The organism is Actinacidiphila glaucinigra (genome assembly GCF_900188405.1).
Classification (GTDB): domain Bacteria; phylum Actinomycetota; class Actinomycetes; order Streptomycetales; family Streptomycetaceae; genus Actinacidiphila; species Actinacidiphila glaucinigra.
This window is the reverse complement of record NZ_FZOF01000018.1, coordinates 46,009-63,619: the sequence shown is the minus strand read 5'-3', so window position 1 is coordinate 63,619 and position 17,611 is coordinate 46,009. Positions and strand designations below refer to the sequence as shown.

Genomic DNA, 17,611 nt, shown 5'->3' with positions numbered 1-17,611 from the left:
GTGGAACACACGTACTTGGCGCCCTCGAAGTCCGGCTCCGCGAGGTTGTCCGTGGACAGGAACAGATACTGCGGACACGTCTCTCCGAAGACGTTGAGGCCGCGGTCGCGGGCTGTCGCCAGCTCCGCGACGGCCTGCTCGGCGGAGACATGCACGACGTAGAGCGGCGCACCGGCCACCTCGGCCAGCCGGATCGCGCGGTGGGTCGCCTCGGCCTCCAGCAGCTCGCGCCGTACCTCGCCGTGGTAGCGGGGGTCGGTCCGGCCGGCCGCCAGCGCCTGTTCGACCAGGACGTCGATGGCGATGCCGTTCTCGGCGTGCATCATGACCAGTCCGCCGTTGGCGGCGCCGCGCTGCATGGCCCGCAGGATCCTGCCGTCGTCGCTGTAGAAGACCCCGGGGTAGGCCATGAACAGCTTGAAGGAGGTGACCCCTTCGTCGACGAGGAGGTCCATCTCCTTGAGGCTGTGCTCGTTCACGTCCGACACGATCATGTGGAACGCGTAGTCGACGGCGCAGTTGCCCTCGGCCTTCGCGTGCCAGGTGTCCAGACCGGCGCGCAGCGACTCGCCCACCGACTGCACGGCGAAGTCCACGATCGTCGTCGTACCGCCCCAGGCGGCGGCCCGGGTGCCGGTCTCGAAGCTGTCCGAGGCGAAGGTGCCGCCGAAGGGCAGCTCCATGTGGGTGTGCGCGTCCACACCGCCCGGGATGACGTACTTCCCGGTCGCGTCGATCACGGTGTCGGCCGTCCATCCTTCGGCGACCGTGCTGCCGGCGGCGGCGAGGGCGACGACCTTCTCGTCCTCGACGAGGACGTCGGCGTGGACCTCGTCCGCGGCGGTGATGACGAGGCCGCCGCGGATCAGGGTTCGGCTCACGGGTTCCCTCCCTCTCCTCAGGCCTCGGTCAACGGGCCGTAGGCGTCGGGGCGGCGGTCGCGGTAGAAGGCCCACTGCTGCCGGACCTCCTCGATCTTCCCGAAGTCCAGGTCGCGCACGACGAGTTCCTCCTCCTTGTCGGAGGCGACGTCGCCCACGAACTGGCCGCGCGGGTCGACGAAGTAGGACGTGCCGTAGAAGTCGTTGTCTCCGTACTCCTCCTGGCCGACCCGGTTGATGGCGGCGACGAAGTACTCGTTGGCGACGGCCGCGGCCGGCTGCTCCAGCTGCCACAGGTAGGAGGAGAGCCCGCGCGAGGTGGCGGAGGGGTTGTAGACCAGTTCGGCGCCGGCGAGGCCGAGCGCCCGCCAGCCCTCGGGGAAGTGGCGGTCGTAGCAGATGTAGACGCCGACCTTGCCGACGGCCGTGTCGAACACCGGCCAGCCGAGGTTGCCGGGCTTGAAGTAGTACTTCTCCCAGAAGCCCTTGACCTGCGGGATGTGGTGCTTGCGGTACTTGCCGAGATAGCTGCCGTCGGCGTCGATCACGGCGGCGGTGTTGTAGTAGAAGCCCGCCTGCTCGATCTCGTAGACCGGGACGACCATCACCATGCGGAGCTCCTTGGCGAGCGCCTGCATCCGCACGATCGTCGGGCCGTCCGGCACCGGCTCCGCCCAGCGGTAGTGCTCGGGCTCCTGCACCTGGCAGAAGTACGGGGCGTTGAACACCTCCTGGAAGCCGATGACCTGCGCCCCCTGGGCCGCGGCCTCACGGGCGTAGCGCTCGTGCAGGTCGGTCATCGACTCCTTGTCGCCGGTCCACTTCGTCTGGACGAGCGCGGCGCGCACTACTCGACTCATCGGTCTTCCCTCCGACGTCGCGGCAATGAGCGGGCCGCGGAGGTGAACTCCGGGCCGCTTGACGGCTGACATTAGGAGCCGTGCGGTGCGGGGTGGAGTACCACGGTGTAACGCGATGGGGCCCACGGCGTTCCGCCGCGTCACCTGCGCGGACACCGCCCACCGGTGTGTCAGGGGCGTTCGCGCGGCAGGTGAAATCGGCGTTTCGTCCCCGGCGCCGGCGTTACCGGCCGGTGTCCGCGACCAACTGACAAGAAATGTGGGCTGGACAAAATAATTTGTCGGTGAGATGGTGGAGCCATGTTGGACGTGAGCGTGATCGAGGACTCGGCGGCCGCCGCCGCCACCCTGGACCCCGTACGGGCCCGCCTCCTCGCCGAACTGGCGGAGGGGCCCGCGTCGGCTGCCATGCTCGCCGCCCGGGTCGGGCTGCCCCGGCAGAAGGTGAACTACCACCTGCGGACGCTGGAGGCGCACGGCCTGGTGGAGCTGGCCGGTGAGCGCCGCAAGGGCAACGTCACCGAGCGGCTGATGCGGGCCACCGCGGCCTCGTACGTGATCTCCCCGCTCGCGCTGGCCGCCGTCCAGCCGGACCCCGGGCGCTTCCGCGACCAGTTGTCCGCGCGCTGGCTGCTGGCCGTCGCCGCCCGCCTCGTCCGCGACGTCGGCACCCTGATCACCGGCGCGGCCAGGGCCCGCAAGCGGCTCGCGACCTATGCCCTCGACGGCGAGGTGCGCTTCGCCTCCGCGGCCGACCGGGCCGCGTTCGTGGAGGAGCTGACCCGCGGGGTGAGCGCTCTGATCGCCAAGTACCACGACGCGGAGGCCGAAGGCGGTCGCGAGCACCGCATCGTGGTCGCGCTCCACCCCACCGTGAAGGACGCCGCTCCCGCGGTCGCGGAGTCCGGGCCGGCCGCCGGAAGCACGGTGCCGGCAGCCGTCGAGCAGTCCCCGTGAGGGAATTCCCCGTACGTCACCACCGCGCCACCCACGCCGTCATTCGACCCGCCGTCCGGGCGCCCGAGCCCGTCCCCCGAGGAGCCAGCAGCACCATGCCCAAGGAATTCGAGATCGTCCGCGAGTACGAGACCGAGGCGCGCCCCGAGGAGGTCTGGGAGGCCGTCACCACGGGCTCGGCGGGCTGGCTCTGGCCCCAGGAGTTCGAGCCGCGCAAGGGCGGTGCCGCGTCCTTCGGCGGCACCATCACCGCCTGGGACCCGCCGCACCACCTGATCGCCCGGTCGGAGGGCCTCGGCGCCGACGGGAACCAGACCTTCAACCAGCTCGAGCACGTCATCGAGGAGCGCGAGGGCGGCGGTGCCTGGGTGCGCTACGTGCACAGCGGCGTCTTCGTCGACGACTGGGACAACCAGTACGACGGCGCGAGCAAGCACACCGACTTCTACCTGCACACCCTGCGCCAGTACCTGACCCACTTCACCGGGCGGCCCGCCGCCTTCGCCACCGTGAACGGTCCCGCCGCGTCCACCGCTCCGGACGCCCTGGAGGTCGTCGCCCGCGCCCTCGGGGTGCCGGACGACGCCGTCGAGGGTGCCACCGTGCGCGTCGAACTGCCCGGCGCAGGGCCGGTGGAGGCCGTGGTCGACTACCGCAACCGCTACTTCGTCGGTCTGCGGACCGACGAGGCGATGTACCGGATCTTCGGACGCAACCACTTCGGCGCGCCGGTCGGCGTCAGCGTGCACGACTTCGCCCCCGGTGCCGACGGCGAGCGGGCCGGCGAACGCTGGCAGACCTGGCTGGCCGGCGTCTTCGCGTAACGCCTGCCCCGGACACGGGACCGCCCCGGCTGGATCACCAGCCGGGGCGGTTCGCGTCGTGCCGCGCTCCGGGCGTACCGCCCGTCGCGTCAGGCGAGGGTCGCCAGCGCCTCGTTGAAGGTCGCGGACGGACGCATGACGGCCGCGGCCTTGGCCGGGTCGGGCTGGTAGTAGCCGCCGATCTCGGCCGGGGAGCCCTGCACGGCGATCAGCTCGTCGACGATCGCCTGCTCCTTGTCGGAGAGCGTCTGGGCGAGCGGGCCGAACGCCTTGGCCAGCTCCGCGTCGTCCGTCTGCCCGGCCAGCTCCTGGGCCCAGTACATCGCCAGGTAGAAGTGACTGCCGCGGTTGTCGATGCCGCCGAGCTTGCGGCTGGGCGACTTGTCCTCGTTGAGGAAGGTGCCCGTGGCGCGGTCGAGGGTGTCGGCCAGGACCTGGGCGCGGGCGTTGCCCGTGGTCGTCGCCAGGTGCTCGAAGCTGACCGCGAGCGCGAGGAACTCGCCGAGGCTGTCCCAGCGGAGGTAGTTCTCCTTGACCAGCTGCTGCACGTGCTTGGGCGCGGAGCCGCCGGCGCCGGTCTCGAAGAGGCCGCCGCCGTTCATCAGCGGCACGACCGACAGCATCTTGGCGCTGGTGCCCAGCTCCAGGATCGGGAACAGGTCGGTCAGGTAGTCACGCAGCACGTTGCCGGTGACGGAGATCGTGTTCTCGCCGCGGCGGATGCGCTCGAGGGAGAACTCGGTGGCCTCGACCGGGGACTTGATCTCGATCTGCAGGCCCTCGGTGTCGTGCTCCGGCAGGTACTGCTTGACCTTGGCGATCAGGTTCGCGTCGTGGGCACGGGTCTCGTCCAGCCAGAACACCGCCGGGTCGCCGGTCGCGCGGGCGCGGGTGACGGCGAGCTTGACCCAGTCCTTGATCGGCGCGTCCTTGGTCTGGCAGGCGCGGAAGATGTCGCCGGCGGAGACGGCCTGCTCCAGGACGACGTTGCCGGCCCGGTCGACCAGGCGGACGGTGCCGGTGTGCTGGATCTCGAAGGTCTTGTCGTGGCTGCCGTACTCCTCGGCCTTCTGCGCCATGAGGCCGACGTTGGGCACCGAGCCCATCGTGGCCGGGTCGAAGGCGCCGTGCGCACGGCAGTCCTCGATGACGGCCTGGTAGATGCCGGCGTAGCTGCTGTCCGGGAGCACCGCGAGGGTGTCGGCCTCCTGGCCGTCCGGGCCCCACATGTGGCCGGAGGTGCGGATCATGGCCGGCATGGAGGCGTCGACGATGACGTCGCTCGGGACGTGCAGGTTGGTGATGCCGCGGTCGGAGTCGACCATGGCCAGGGCCGGGCCCTCGGCCAGCTCGGCCTCGAAGGAGGCCTTGATCGCCGCACCGTCGGCCAGGGACTCGACGCCCTTGAGGATGCCGCCGAGGCCGTCGTTGGGGGTGAGGCCGGCCGCCGCGAAGGCCTCGCCGTACCGGGCGAAGGTCTTGGGGAAGAAGGCGCGGACCACGTGGCCGAAGACGATCGGGTCGGAGACCTTCATCATCGTGGCCTTCAGGTGCACCGAGAACAGGACGTCCTCGGCCTTGGCGCGCGCGACCTGCTCGCCGAGGAACTCGCGCAGCACGGCGACGCGCATGACGGAGGCGTCCACGACCTCGCCGGCGAGCACCGGCACGGACTCGCGCAGCACGGTGGTCGTGCCGTCGTCACCGACCAGCTCGATGCGCAGGGCGCCGTCCTCGGCGATGACGACGGACTTCTCGGTGGAACGGAAGTCGTCGGCGGTCATGTGCGCGACGTTCGTCTTGGAGTCGGCCGACCACGCGCCCATGCGGTGCGGGTGCGCCTTGGCGTAGTTCTTCACCGACGCGGGGGCACGGCGGTCGGAGTTGCCCTCGCGCAGGACGGGGTTGACGGCGCTGCCCTTGATCTTGTCGTAGCGGGCGCGGACGTCCCTGTCCTCGTCGGACTTCGGGTCGTCCGGGTAGTCCGGCAGCGCGTAGCCCTGCGCCTGCAGCTCGGCGACCGCGGCCTTCAGCTGCGGGATCGAGGCCGAGACGTTCGGCAGCTTGATGATGTTGGCGGCCGGGGTCTTGGCGAGCTCGCCGAGCTCGGCGAGGGCGTCGGCGATGCGCTGGCCCTCCTCCAGGTACTCGGGGAAGCTGGCGATGATGCGCCCGGCCAGGGAGATGTCACGGGTCTCCACGGCGACTCCGGCCGTGGACGCGTACGCCTGGATCACGGGCAGGAACGAGTACGTCGCCAGCGCCGGCGCCTCGTCGGTGTGCGTATAGATGATGGTCGAGTCAGTCACCGGGTGCTCCGCTCCACGTCTGCAACATTGCTCGACATCAAGATATCTCGTGAGCGGCGACCACTCGAATGGACCCTCCCGGCGGGCCGGGACCGCCCCCGGCGCCGCGCCGGGCACCGCCGGGGACCCCGCGGGCCACTCTCATGGGGCCCGCCCGGATACCCGGGGGCGCAACTGTGGTGTTCCACCACATGGGAGCGTGACGTGGCCGTTTCTACGGTGTGGCGACATCGGAAACGTCCCCGTCCCCCGCCCGGAAGTGGTGACCATGGCAACCCCGGCACCCGCGCCCACCGCACCCGGCTCGCTCCGCAGAATCGTCGCGGCGAGCCTCATCGGCACCACCATCGAGTGGTACGACTTCTTCCTCTACGGCTCCGCCGCCGCGCTGGTCTTCAACAAGCTGTTCTTCCCCAACGAGGAACCCCTGGTCGGCACGCTGCTGTCGTTCCTCACCTACGCGGTCGGCTTCGCCGCCCGCCCCGTCGGCGCCCTCGTCTTCGGCCACTACGGGGACCGCCTCGGGCGCAAGCGGCTGCTCGTGCTGAGCCTGCTGCTCATGGGCGGCGCGACCTTCTGCATCGGCCTGCTGCCCACGTTCGGCACGATCGGCGTCGCCGCACCGGTGCTGCTCACCATGCTCCGGCTGGTGCAGGGCTTCGCGCTCGGCGGCGAGTGGGGCGGCGCGGTGCTGCTCGTGTCGGAGCACGGCGACGCGAAGCGGCGCGGCTTCTGGGCGTCGTGGCCGCAGACGGGTGCCCCGGCCGGCCAGCTGCTGGCCACCGGCGTGCTGTCCGCGCTGACCGCGCTGCTCTCGGACGACGCCTTCACCTCGTGGGGCTGGCGCATCCCGTTCCTGCTCTCGGGCGTCCTCGTCATGGTGGGGCTGTGGATCCGGCTGTCGGTCGACGAGTCGCCCGTGTTCAAGGCGGCGCTGGCCAGGGCGGAGGCGCGCAAGGCCGAGGAGTCCGCGATCGAGCGGCTGCCGCTGGTGTCGGTGCTCCGTGACCACTGGCGGGACGTCCTGGTGGCGATGGGCGCCCGCATGGCGGAGAACATCAGCTACTACGTCATCACCGCCTTCGTGCTCGTCTACTCCGTCGAGCACGCGGCCCTGGGGAAGCAGACCGCGCTCAACGCCGTGCTCATCGCCTCCGCGGTGCACTTCGCCGTGATCCCGGCCTGGGGCGCGCTCTCCGACCGCGTCGGGCGCAGGCCGGTGTATCTGCTGGGTGCGGCGGGCGTGGGGCTGTGGGCCTTCCCCTTCTTCGCACTGATCGACACGAGGAGCTTCCCCGCGCTGCTGCTGGCCGTCACGGGCGGTCTGGTGCTGCACGGTGCGATGTACGCGCCGCAGGCGGCCTTCTTCTCGGAGATGTTCGCGACCCGCATGCGGTACTCCGGCGCCTCCATCGGCGCCCAGTTCGCCTCCGTGGCCGCGGGCGCCCCGGCGCCGCTCATCGCGACCGCGCTGCTCGCCGCCTACGACAGCTCGGTGCCGATCTCGCTGTACGTCATCGCCGCCGCCCTGCTCACGCTGGTCGCGGTCGGGGTGGCCAAGGAGACGCGCGGCCGGGACCTCGACGCCCTCGATGCCGAGACGGCGCAGGACGCCCCGCTGGCCCGGTCCGGCCGGGTGGGCTGACCCGGGGGGGCGGCCACCGTCCGCACCCTCGATGCGTGGACCCCGCCGCTGTCGGTGGCGGGGTCTACTGTCGTGACCGTGGGTGACGGGAGAGCGGTGACGGGGGTGCTGCACCATGTCGAGCTGTGGGTCGCGGATCTGGAGCGCGCGGACGCCGAGTGGGGCTGGCTGCTGGGCGAGCTCGGCTACGACCGGTACCAGCGGTGGGAGGCCGGCCGCAGCTGGCGGCTGGGGGCGACCTGTATCGTCGTCGAGCGGTCGCCGGATCTCGTCGTGGGGCGGCACGAACGCCGCAGGGCGGGGCTGAACCACCTCGCCTTCCATGTGGCGGGCCGCGCGGAGCTGGACGCGCTGGTGACGCGCTCGCCGCCGCACGGCTGGACACTGATGTTCCCCGAGCTGCATCCGCACGCCGGCGGCGAGGAGCACTACGCCGCCTATCTGGAGAACGGCGACGGGTTCGAGGTGGAGCTGGTCGCGGGCGCGGATCAGTCCTGACCGGCGGGCCCGGACGGGTCCGGCCGCCCGGCCGCGAGCCGGTGCAGGCGCAGCGCGAGCTGGATCTCCAGCGCGCGCTCCGGGGACTGCCAGTCGGCGCCGAGCAGGTGGGAGATGCGCTCCAGGCGCTGCGCGACGGTGTTGACGTGCACGTGGAGGGCGTCCTTGGTGCGTACCGGGCTCATGCCGCTGGCGAAGTAGGCGTCCAGGGTGCGCACGAGATCGGTGCCCCGGCGGCCGTCGTAGTCGGCGACGGCGCCGATCGTGCGGTGCACAAAGCCGTCGACGTCGCGCGACCCGGTCAGCAGCAGGCCGAGGAAGCCGAAGTCGTCGCCCGCGGCGCCCTCCCCGGCCCGGCCGAGGGCGCGCAGCGTGTCACCGCAGCGCTGCGCCTCCGCGTAGGCCAGGGCGACGGCGCCGGGAGCGCCGCCCGGCGTGCGGACGGGGCCCGAGGCCCCCACGGTGACGGCCGCCTGCACCGCCGTGCCCAGCTGCTGGGCGATGCGGCGGGCGGTGGCGGAGGCGTCGGAGCCCGGCTCCAGCGGGAGCATCAGCACCGTGCCGCCGTCGCGCGCGGCGGCCAGGCCCCGCCGTGTGGCGGCGAGGTGGGAGGCGGCCGACCAGAGCCGCTGCCGGTCGGCGGCGGCCCCGGCGTGCTCCTCGTCGACGCGGGCGGCGAGCACGACGTGCGGGGCGTCGAGGTCGGCGCGGAGCCTGCCCGCGCGTTCGCGCAGCAGTCCGGGGTCGCGGTGCGGGGCGTCGAGCAGGTCGTCCAGGAGTTCGCCGCGGAAGCGCTGCTCGGCCTCGGCGGCGGTGCGCCGGGCGAGCAGCAGCAGGGAGGTGACCATCGCGGCCCGCTCCAGGGTGCGCTGGTCGACGGGGTCGAGTCCGGGGTGGCCGTGCAGCACCAGGGCGCCCAGCAGTTCGCCGCCCGCGGTGACGGCGGCCGTCCAGGTCTCGCCCTGCCGTACGGCGTGGCCGTCCTTCCGGGAGCGGGCGACGGCGTCGGCGAGCGCGTCGGGGACGGGATCGCGCTCGGTGCCGACGACTCGCACCGTCCCGGAGAGCACCTCGGCGACGGCGTCCGCGACGTCGTCCACTCCGCCGCCGCGCAGGACGAGCTCGGTGAGCCGGTCGTGCACCTCGGAGGCCCGTTCCAGCACGGCGCTGTGGTTGCGGATGGTCTCGTTGGCGGTTCCGAGGTCGGCGAGCGCGGAGCGCGTCTCGTCCAGCAGGTTCGCGGTGTCGATGGCGACGGCGGCGAGCGAGGCGAGGGAGGCGAGCAGGGCGATCTGGCCGCGTTCGAAGACCCGGGCCCGGCGGTCCGCGGCGTACAGGACGCCGATGACCCCGGTGCCGAGCACGAGGGGCACGCCGAGGATCGCCACCAGTCCCTCGTCGTGCACCGCCGAGTCGATCGGGTGGGTGTGCCGGAAGCGCTCGTCGTCGAAGTAGGAGTCGGTGACATAGGGCAGGGCGGTCTGCGCGACCAGGCCGCCGAGCCCCTCCCCCATCCCGAGCCGCACGCGCTGGAACTCGGCGGAGACCGATCCCTCGGTGACCCGCATGTAGGTATCCCCGGCCTTGCGGTCGATCAGGCTGAGGTAGGCGACGTCCGTGCCGAGCAGCGACCTGGCCCGCTGCACGATGGCCTGCAGCACCGAGTCCAGGTCACGCAGCCCCGCCAGGTCGCCGGCCGTCTCGAAGAGCGCCGACAGCTCGGCCTCGCGCCGCCGCCGGCCCTCCAGCTCCGCCCGCACGCGCAGGGCCAGCAGCTTGGCCTGCTCCATCTCCGCGAGCACGGCGGACGGCGCGCCCTCCGCACGGGCCGCGAGGACCGGCCGCTCGTACTCCTCGGCCGGTGCCCCGCGGGCGAGCAGCCGCAGGAAGGGTGCGTCGGAAGGGCTGTGGGGGGCCATGGTTCCGCCGTGGTCGTCGGGGGCTTCTTCTGGGTCACGCGGCACGCTGTCAGGGATACCGGCAGATCAGTGCGCCGTCCATCCACCGTCCATGCTGAGCGAGGCACCGGTGATGAAGGATGCCTGCGGCGAGCAGAGGTAGGCGGTGAGTTCGGCGACCTCCTCCGGCTCCACCAGCCGCTTCACGGCGGAGTCGGCGAGCATGATCTCGGTGACGACCCGCTCGGGCTCGATGCCGTGCGCGGCCGCCTGGTCGGCGATCTGCCGCTCGACGAGCGGGGTGCGCACATAGGCGGGGCTGATGCAGTTCGAGGTGACGCCGCGCGCCGCGCCCTCCAGGGCGGCGGTCTTGGAGAGCCCCTCGAGCCCGTGCTTGGCGGAGACGTAGGCGCTCTTGTAGGCCGAGGCCCGCAGTCCGTGGACGGAGGAGATGTTCACGATCCGGCCCCAGCCCTGCCCGTACATGTGCGGCAGTGCCCCCCGGATCAGCCGGAAGGGGGCCTCCAGCATCACCCGCAGCACCGTGGCGAAGACCTCGGGCGGGAAGTCCTCGATGGGGCGGACGAGCTGCAGCCCGGCGTTGTTGACCAGGATGTCGGTGCCCTCGGCGGCCTGCTCGGCGGCGTCGAGGTCGGTCAGGTCCAGGGTCAGGGTCTCGACGGCCCCGGGGCGGCCGCCCGCCGCGGCCTGTCCCGCGAGCTCGGCCAGGCCTTCGGCGTCCCGGTCCGCGGCCCGCACCTTGGCGCCGGCGGCCGCCAGGCGCAGGACGCACGCGCGGCCGATGCCGCCGGCGGCACCGGTGACGAGCGCGGTGCGTCCGTCCAGGTCCGGCACTCCGGACGGCGGGACGGGGCCTGCTGCGGGACGGGGCGCGGGGGGCGTGAGCGTCATGTACTGCAGGCTAGGCAGCGCGCGGGCCCCGACCGATGTGTGCGCCGCCCACACTCATGTCACCGCCCGTGGGGGCGGCGCACACTCACTCGGGCGGCGGGCCCGCGGGCTCGAACCAGGTGGGGCCGTCGGTCAACGCGTGCTTGAGGCGCAGCCGCCCGTGGTTGCCGAGGTCGGGCAGACCGTCCACGTCGAACCAGCCGACGTCCAGCGACTCGTCGTCCGCGACCCGGGCCTGCCCGCCGACGGCCCGGCAGCGGAAGGTGATGTCCACGTACTGGCAGCGGTCCCCGTTGGGGTAGAGGACCGGGTCGATCGTCTGGACGAGGACGGCACGCTCCGCGACCGCCCGTACCCCGGTCTCCTCCAGCACCTCGCGGACGGCGGTCGCGGCGGGTTGCTCGCCGGGTTCCGCGATGCCGCCGATGAGGGACCAACGGCCGTTGTCCGCCCGCCGGTTCAGCAGGACGCGGCCGTCGTCGTCGAGGACGACCGCCGTGACACCGGGCAGGAGCAGCTGCCGGTGGCCGACGAGGGCCCGCAGCTCGCGAAGGAATTCGGGAATCGGCACGCCCCCGAGCCTACGTCCTCGGCCGTGCCCTCCCGTGGATCACGCCCGCGATCGCGGCACTTGCCGTTCGCGCACCGGACCTCCACATCCGAAGGCCCCAGCGGTTACGGTGACCCCCGGGGTCGGGGGGTTCCCCGGGGGTCAGGGGGTGCGGGTGATGGACACGCGAACCGGTGGCGCGCGGCCGGGCGCCGGGATTGCCGCGGGCGGCCAGGCGGAGCGCCCGCGCTCCGGATGGACGGACGCCGTCGGCGCGCTGGTCCTCGCCGGCTGCGCGGTGTGGTCGCTGGTCGCCGCGGCGGGCCGCCCGGCCCGCCCGGAAGGGGTGCTCCTGGCCGTCCTCGCGGTCGCCGCCGGATACGCGGCCGGTCGCATCGGCGGCGCCCTGCGGCCGGTTGGCGTCCCCGCCGTGGCCGCCCTCACCGTGGTCGTCCTGGTGATCGCCCTGCCCGGCCGGCTGTCCGGAGGCCCGGACACCCCGCCGCTCGGGTACGCGAACGCCGACGCCGCGCTCATGGTGCTCGCCACCGGCGCCGCCTGCTGCGCCGCCTGGGCCGCGCGGTCACGCCCGCTCCGGGTGGGCCTGCGCCTGCTCGGCGCCACCGCGGCCGGGTTCGCGCTCGCCGTCGGCTCCGCGGCGGGCTTCGCCGCGTGCCTCGGGGTGGTCCTGTGCTCCCTCGCCGCCGACCGCACGCGCCGCGCGCTCGGTCTCGCGGGCCTGGCCCTTGCCCTCGTCGTGGCGGTCGGCGGCACGTGCGCGGTCGCCGTCGACGCGCTGCCGCCCGGCCTGTCGGCCTCGCTGTCCGGGCAGCTCACCCCGGCCCGGGTCCGGCTGTGGAGCGACGCCCTGGAGACCGCCCGGGAGCATCCCGTACGCGGGATCGGCCCGGGCCGCTTCACCGAGGCGGGCGCGGGAACGGCGCCGTCGGCGACCGGCGCGGGCACCCCGCAGTCCGCGCCCCTGCAACTGGCGGCGGAGCAGGGCGTGCCGGGCGTCGCCTTGCTCGCCGCCTGCTGTGTCTGGCTGCTCTGGGCCCTCCAGCGCTCCCCGCGCCCGACCCCGGTCGTCCTGACGGCCGCGGCCGCGCTGACCGGCCTCGCCATGCAGTCAGCCGTCGACCACGTCCTCAGCTACCCCGTCGTCACCGCCGGCGCCGGCCTCCTCGCCGGGCTCGCCACCTCCCGCCCGCTCAGCGCTCCCCCGGACCACGGCGCGGACCCATGAGCGCTGGCCCGCCCCGCCGCCCCACGGGCGACAGGGGCCCATTGCCTCACCCCGGGGCGCCGACGTAGCATCGTGCACCGTAGTGGTGAATCGATTCGACGAATCGATTCGACAACCGGTACCGGTACAGGGGCCGCGAAGGAGCCGCATGACCACCATCAAGGACGTCGCCCAGCGCGCCGGGGTCGCGCCCAGCACCGTGTCGTACGTCTTGAGCGGCTCCCGCAAGATCTCCGAGGACACCCGCCGCACCGTGCAGCAGGCGATCGACGAGCTCGGCTACCACCCGCGCGCCAGCGCCCGCACCCTGCGCAGCACGCGCACCAACGTGCTGGCGCTCGCGCTCCCCCGCGTGGCGGGCGGCTACCGGGCGGTCGACGGGCGCTTCGCGATCGAGATCAGCGACGCAGCCCGCGCCCACGGGTACGACGTCCTGCTCATGACCGCGCAGGAGGGCGTGCCGGGACTGCGCCGCATCGCACGCAGCGGCCAGGCGGACGCCGCCATCCTGATGGCCGTCGAGATGGACGACCCGCGCATCGCGGCCATGCTCGAACTCGGCTTCCCCGCCGCGCTGCTGGGACGCTCCGCCGACGACGCCGCGCTGCCGTGGACGGACCTGGACTGGGAGGCGGCCGCCACCCTCGCCGTCCGCGAACTCGCCGCCGCCGGCCACCGGGACATCGCGTACCTGGCCACCACCGAGCGCGAGATCCAGGCGCAGCGCGGCTACGCGATCCGGGGCCTGGCCGGTGCCCGCCGCGCGGCGCCGGAGACCGGTGCCGACGTGCGCGTGCACCAGTCGACCGGGGACATGGCGCGGCTGGCCCGCCGCATCGGCACGCTGCTGCACGGGGAACGCCCGCCCACCGCACTGGTGGTGCAGCACGTCGCCGCGCTCCCGCACATCCTCGCCGCCGTGGCGGCCGAGGGGCTGCGGGTGCCCGAGGACCTCGCGGTCGTGGCGGTCGGCAACCTGCCCGACGACCTGGGGGGCCAGGACCTGCCGCGCGTCGAACTGCCCGTCCCGGAGATGTCCGCCGCGGTGACACGACTCGCCGCGGAGGCCATCGCCACCCGCACACAGGGCACGTCCCCCACCCCGCCCGGGCACCTGCTGATCCCCCCGGCGTTCGTGCCGGGCCCGCGGATCGCCCCGCCCGGCCCACGCGCGGCGAACGCCTGAACCCGGCGCCGTCCGGCCGCCGTTCTACATCCGCCGTTCTCCGCTCTCCGTTCCCACCCGACCGACCGCAATCCACCCGAGCCCAGGGAGCACACCCCCATGTCCACCGATTTCCCGGTCTTCCCTCCCGGTTTCCGCTTCGGTGCCGCCACCGCCGCCTACCAGATCGAGGGTGCCCACGACGAGGACGGCCGCGGGCCGTCCATCTGGGACACCTTCAGCCACACCCCGGGCCGCACCGCCGAGGGCGCCACCGGTGACGTGGCCTGCGACCACTACCACCGCCACGCCGAGGACGTCCGCCTCCTCACCGACCTGGGCGTCGACTCCTACCGCTTCTCCGTCTCCTGGCCGCGTGTCGTCCCGCAGGGCCGCGGCGCCGTCAACGGCAAGGGCCTGGACTTCTACGACCGCCTCACCGACGACCTGCTCGCCGCGGGCATCTCCCCCGCCGTGACGCTCTACCACTGGGACCTCCCGCAGGCCCTGGAGGACGAGGGCGGCTGGCGCAACCGCGCGACGGCCGAGGCCTTCGCCGAGTACACGGCCGCCGTGGCCGAGCGGCTCGGGGACCGCGTGGAGCGCTGGATCACCCTCAACGAGCCGTACTGCTCGGCCTTCGTCGGCTACGCCGAGGGCCGGCACGCCCCCGGCGCCCAGGAGGGCACCGGCGCGCTGGCCGCCGCCCACCACCTGCTGCTCGCCCACGGCCTGGCCGTGCGCGCCCTGCGCGAGGCGGGCGCCCGCGAGGTCGGCATCACCCTCAACCTCGACCGCATCGAGGCCGCGAGCGACTCCGCCGCGGACCTGGCCGCGCTGCGCCGGGCCGAGACGCTGCACAACGACACATGGACCGAGCCGCTGTTCGCCGGCCGCTACCCCACGGGCGAGGCCGAGACGTGGGGCGCGCTCGCCGACGGCTCGTACCGCCGCGAGGGCGACCTGGAGGTCATCGGGGCGCCGCTGGACTTCGTGGGCCTCAACTTCTACCGCCCCCTCACCGTCGTCGACGCCCCGCACCGCGAGCCCGAGCCGGCCCTGCGTACCGCCGTCGACATCGGCGTGCGCGAGACCGACCCGTACGGGACGCGGCACACCACCATGGGCTGGCCCGTCGTCCCGGAGTCCTTCACGGCGCTGCTGCTCGACCTCAAGGAACGCTACCCCTCGCTGCCGCCGGCCTTCATCACGGAGAACGGCTCGGCCGAGGCCGACGTCGTCTCCCCCGACGGCCGCGTCGACGACGCCGACCGCGTGTCCTACCTGCGCGACCACCTCCACGCGCTCCTCGCCGCGATGGACGCGGGCATGGACGTGCGCGGCTACTACGTCTGGTCGCTGCTGGACAACTTCGAGTGGGCCCGCGGCTACGGCCAGCGCTTCGGCATCGTCCACGTCGACTACGACAACGACGCCAAGCGCACGCCCAAGGCCAGTTACGGCTGGTACCGCGACCTGATCGGCGCCCACCGGGCGGGACGGCAGGACCAGTCGTGAAGTTCACCGACGGCTTCTGGATGATGCGCCCGGGCGTCACGGCGAAGTACGCGACCTCCGTCGCCGACGCCTCGGTCGCGGACGACCGGATCGTCCTGCACGCCCCGGTGAAGCCGGTGCACCGCCGCGGCGACACGCTCAACAGCCCGCTGCTGACGGTGGAGTGCTGGTCCCCCGCCGAGGGCGTGATCGGGGTGCGCACCACCCACCACGCCGGGAAGGCCCGCCGCGGCCCGGAGTTCGGCCTGCCGGGCGCCACGGACGGCGGCGGCGGCAAGACCTCCCGCGACGGCTCGGTGCTCGAGCTGGCCTCGGGCGGACTGACGCTGCGCGTCGACACCTCCGCCCCGTGGCGGCTGGACTTCACGGCGGACGGCCGCACCCTCACCTCGGCCGGCGCCCGCGGCACGGGCTTCGCCACCGACGCGGACGACCGGCACTTCATGGTGGCCCAGCTGTCGCTCGGCGTCGGCGAACTGGTGTACGGGCTCGGCGAGCGCTTCACCCCGTTCGTGAAGAACGGCCAGACCGTGGACATCTGGCAGGCGGACGGCGGCACGATCAGCGAGCAGGCCTACAAGAACGTCCCCTTCCACCTCACCAACCGCGGCTACGGCGTCTTCGTCAACCACCCCGGCAAGGTCTCGTACGAGGTCGGCTCGGAGGTGGTCGACCAGGTGCAGTTCAGCGTCGAGGACCAGTCGCTGGAGTACTTCGTCGTCCACGGGTCCACCCCGAAGGAGATCCTGGCCCGCTACACGGCCCTCACCGGCCGGCCCGCGCTGCCGCCGGCCTGGTCGTTCGGCCTGTGGCTGTCGACCTCCTTCACCACCTCCTACGACGAGGCGACCGTCAGCCACTTCGTGCAGGGGATGGCGGACCGCGGGATCCCGCTGAGCGTCTTCCACTTCGACTGCTTCTGGATGCGCGAGTACCAGTGGAGCGACTTCACCTGGGACGCGGAGGTCTTCCCCGACCCCGAGGGCATGCTCGCCCGGCTCAAGGAGCGCGGGCTGCGCGTCTCCGCCTGGATCAACCCGTACATCGCGCAGAAGTCGGCGCTCTTCGCCGAGGGCATGCGCGAGGGCTTCCTCGTCATGCGGCCGAACGGCGACGTGTGGCAGTGGGACCTGTGGCAGCCGGGGATGGCGCTGGTGGACTTCACCAACCCCGCCGCCCGCGCCTGGTACGCGGAGAAGCTGCGCGCGCTGCTGCGGCAAGGCGTCGACGTCTTCAAGACCGACTTCGGCGAGCGCATCCCGGTCGACGTGGTGTGGCACGACGGCTCCGACCCGGAGCGGATGCACAACTACTACGCGCAGCTCTACAACCAGGTCGTCTTCGACCTGCTGCGCGAGGAGCGCGGCGAGGGCGAGGCGGTGCTCTTCGCCCGCTCGGCGACCGCGGGCGGGCAGCAGTTCCCGGTGCACTGGGGCGGCGACTGCGAGTCGACGTTCACGGCGATGGCGGACAGCCTGCGCGGCGGTCTGTCGCTCGGGCTGTCGGGCTTCGGCTTCTGGAGCCACGACATCGGCGGCTTCGAGGGGACGCCGGACCCGGCGCTGTTCAAGCGCTGGGTGCAGTTCGGACTGCTGTCCTCGCACAGCCGGCTGCACGGCAGCAAGTCCTACCGCGTGCCGTGGGAGTTCGGGGAGGAGGCGGTCACCGTCACCCGCGACTTCACCCGGCTGAAGAACCGCCTCATGCCGTACCTGTTCCGGGCGGCGTCGCAGGCCCGTGACGAGGGCACGCCGATGATGCGGGCGATGGTGCTGGAGTTCCCCGACGACCCGGCCTGCCACCACCTCGACCGGCAGTACATGCTCGGCGACGACGTGCTGGTCGCCCCGGTCCTCAGCGCGGACGGCGAGGTCGAGTACTACGTCCCGGCCGGCACCTGGACGCACCTGCTGACCGGCGAGCGCGTGCAGGGCCCGGGCTGGCGGCGCGAGACGCACGGCTTCGACACGCTCCCGCTGCTGGCCAGACCCGGCTCGGTGGTGCCCTTCGGCGCCTTCGAGGAGGCACCGGAGTACGACTGGGCGGACGGGGTCACCCTGCGGGTGCACGCCCCGGCCGACGGCGGCGCGACGGTCACCGCCGTGCCCGCTCCGGACGGCTCGACGGCCGCCGTCTTCCGCGTGGGCCGTACGGGTGACACGGTCACGGTCGAGGCCCTGGGCGAGCGCCCGCCGCCCGCGCCGTGGAGCGTGCTGCTCGTCGGCGCGGACGTCACGGACGGGGTCGAGGGCGCCGTGTCGGCCGAGCGCACGGCGCTGGGCGTGCTCCTGGCGTGCGCCGCGGGAACCGGGAGGGTGACGGCGCGCTGGTCGTGAGTGACCGCGCGC

The 17,611-nt window shown here is 73.2% G+C and carries 14 protein-coding genes; 8 read left to right on the top strand and 6 right to left on the bottom strand.

Annotated elements, in window-relative coordinates:
* Together CHF15_RS28490 and CHF15_RS28485 are read right to left on the bottom strand one after the other, a co-directional pair.
* Positions 1-881 (bottom strand): amidohydrolase family protein (locus CHF15_RS28490; RefSeq protein WP_143681651.1); only part of this gene is annotated, 881 nt, incomplete at its 3' end.
* A 17-nt stretch (positions 882-898) separates the two neighbouring features.
* The gene (locus tag CHF15_RS28485) at positions 899-1,741 is read right to left on the bottom strand and encodes a nitrilase-related carbon-nitrogen hydrolase (protein ID WP_089226758.1); all 843 of its coding nucleotides are present in this window, start codon (positions 1,739-1,741) and stop codon (positions 899-901) included.
* Between the two features lie 300 nt (positions 1,742-2,041).
* On the opposite strand from CHF15_RS28485, the gene CHF15_RS28480 reads away from it, so the two are divergent.
* Complete coding sequence (locus tag CHF15_RS28480; protein WP_089226757.1) at positions 2,042-2,698, top strand: ArsR/SmtB family transcription factor; 657 nt, start codon at positions 2,042-2,044, stop codon at positions 2,696-2,698.
* 95 nt (positions 2,699-2,793) lie between these two features.
* Complete coding sequence (locus tag CHF15_RS28475; protein ID WP_089226756.1) at positions 2,794-3,522, top strand: SRPBCC family protein; 729 nt, start codon at positions 2,794-2,796, stop codon at positions 3,520-3,522.
* Positions 3,523-3,611: 89 nt separating this feature from the next.
* Here the strand turns inward: CHF15_RS28475 and CHF15_RS28470 are convergent, their stop codons facing one another.
* On the bottom strand, positions 3,612-5,831 hold the full coding sequence (locus CHF15_RS28470) for an NADP-dependent isocitrate dehydrogenase (RefSeq protein WP_089226755.1): 2,220 nt from the start codon (positions 5,829-5,831) through the stop codon (positions 3,612-3,614).
* A 268-nt stretch (positions 5,832-6,099) separates the two neighbouring features.
* Here CHF15_RS28470 and CHF15_RS28465 point away from each other — a divergent pair, with 268 nt between their 5' ends.
* Complete coding sequence (locus CHF15_RS28465; RefSeq protein WP_089226754.1) at positions 6,100-7,476, top strand: MFS transporter; 1,377 nt, start codon at positions 6,100-6,102, stop codon at positions 7,474-7,476.
* A 78-nt stretch (positions 7,477-7,554) separates the two neighbouring features.
* Complete coding sequence (locus CHF15_RS28460; protein ID WP_245939082.1) at positions 7,555-7,974, top strand: VOC family protein; 420 nt, start codon at positions 7,555-7,557, stop codon at positions 7,972-7,974.
* On the opposite strand, the gene CHF15_RS28455 is transcribed toward CHF15_RS28460, so the two are convergent.
* From CHF15_RS28455 to CHF15_RS28445, 3 genes are all read right to left on the bottom strand, one after another.
* Positions 7,965-9,893, bottom strand: a complete 1,929-nt coding sequence (locus tag CHF15_RS28455) for a helix-turn-helix domain-containing protein (protein WP_089226753.1) — start codon at positions 9,891-9,893, stop codon at positions 7,965-7,967. The genes CHF15_RS28460 and CHF15_RS28455 overlap by 10 nt on opposite strands.
* Before the next feature lie 66 nt (positions 9,894-9,959).
* Positions 9,960-10,784, bottom strand: a complete 825-nt coding sequence (locus CHF15_RS28450; RefSeq protein ID WP_089226855.1) for a 3-hydroxybutyrate dehydrogenase — start codon at positions 10,782-10,784, stop codon at positions 9,960-9,962.
* Positions 10,785-10,869: 85 nt separating this feature from the next.
* A complete protein-coding gene (locus tag CHF15_RS28445) occupies positions 10,870-11,355 on the bottom strand; it encodes an NUDIX hydrolase (RefSeq protein WP_089226752.1) in 486 nt (161 codons plus the stop codon).
* Between the two features lie 157 nt (positions 11,356-11,512).
* Here CHF15_RS28445 and CHF15_RS28440 point away from each other — a divergent pair, with 157 nt between their 5' ends.
* From CHF15_RS28440 to yicI, 4 genes are all read left to right on the top strand, one after another.
* On the top strand, positions 11,513-12,580 hold the full coding sequence (locus CHF15_RS28440) for an O-antigen ligase family protein (protein ID WP_089226751.1): 1,068 nt from the start codon (positions 11,513-11,515) through the stop codon (positions 12,578-12,580).
* Positions 12,581-12,728: 148 nt separating this feature from the next.
* Positions 12,729-13,766 carry a LacI family DNA-binding transcriptional regulator gene (locus tag CHF15_RS28435; protein ID WP_089226750.1) on the top strand — a complete coding sequence of 346 codons (1,038 nt, stop codon included), beginning with the start codon at positions 12,729-12,731 and terminating at the stop codon, positions 13,764-13,766.
* Between the two features lie 99 nt (positions 13,767-13,865).
* Positions 13,866-15,263 carry a GH1 family beta-glucosidase gene (locus CHF15_RS28430; RefSeq protein ID WP_089226749.1) on the top strand — a complete coding sequence of 466 codons (1,398 nt, stop codon included), beginning with the start codon at positions 13,866-13,868 and terminating at the stop codon, positions 15,261-15,263.
* Entirely contained in the window at positions 15,260-17,599 is a 2,340-nt protein-coding gene (gene yicI, locus CHF15_RS28425; protein WP_089226748.1) for an alpha-xylosidase, read from the top strand. The genes CHF15_RS28430 and yicI overlap by 4 nt, the downstream gene beginning before the upstream one ends.
* Positions 17,600-17,611: the final 12 nt, after the last annotated feature.

What these genes read in the sequence shown, in the direction of transcription:
- CHF15_RS28485 (WP_089226758.1), bottom strand. Translation starts at nt 1,741, where the DNA reads ATGAGTCGAGTAGTGCGCGCCGCGCTCGTCCAGACGAAGTGGACCGGC.
- CHF15_RS28480 (WP_089226757.1), top strand. Translation starts at nt 2,042, where the DNA reads ATGTTGGACGTGAGCGTGATCGAGGACTCGGCGGCCGCCGCCGCCACC.
- CHF15_RS28475 (WP_089226756.1), top strand. Translation starts at nt 2,794, where the DNA reads ATGCCCAAGGAATTCGAGATCGTCCGCGAGTACGAGACCGAGGCGCGC.
- CHF15_RS28465 (WP_089226754.1), top strand. Translation starts at nt 6,100, where the DNA reads ATGGCAACCCCGGCACCCGCGCCCACCGCACCCGGCTCGCTCCGCAGA.
- CHF15_RS28455 (WP_089226753.1), bottom strand. Translation starts at nt 9,893, where the DNA reads ATGGCCCCCCACAGCCCTTCCGACGCACCCTTCCTGCGGCTGCTCGCC.
- CHF15_RS28450 (WP_089226855.1), bottom strand. Translation starts at nt 10,784, where the DNA reads ATGACGCTCACGCCCCCCGCGCCCCGTCCCGCAGCAGGCCCCGTCCCG.
- CHF15_RS28440 (WP_089226751.1), top strand. Translation starts at nt 11,513, where the DNA reads ATGGACACGCGAACCGGTGGCGCGCGGCCGGGCGCCGGGATTGCCGCG.
- CHF15_RS28435 (WP_089226750.1), top strand. Translation starts at nt 12,729, where the DNA reads ATGACCACCATCAAGGACGTCGCCCAGCGCGCCGGGGTCGCGCCCAGC.
- CHF15_RS28430 (WP_089226749.1), top strand. Translation starts at nt 13,866, where the DNA reads ATGTCCACCGATTTCCCGGTCTTCCCTCCCGGTTTCCGCTTCGGTGCC.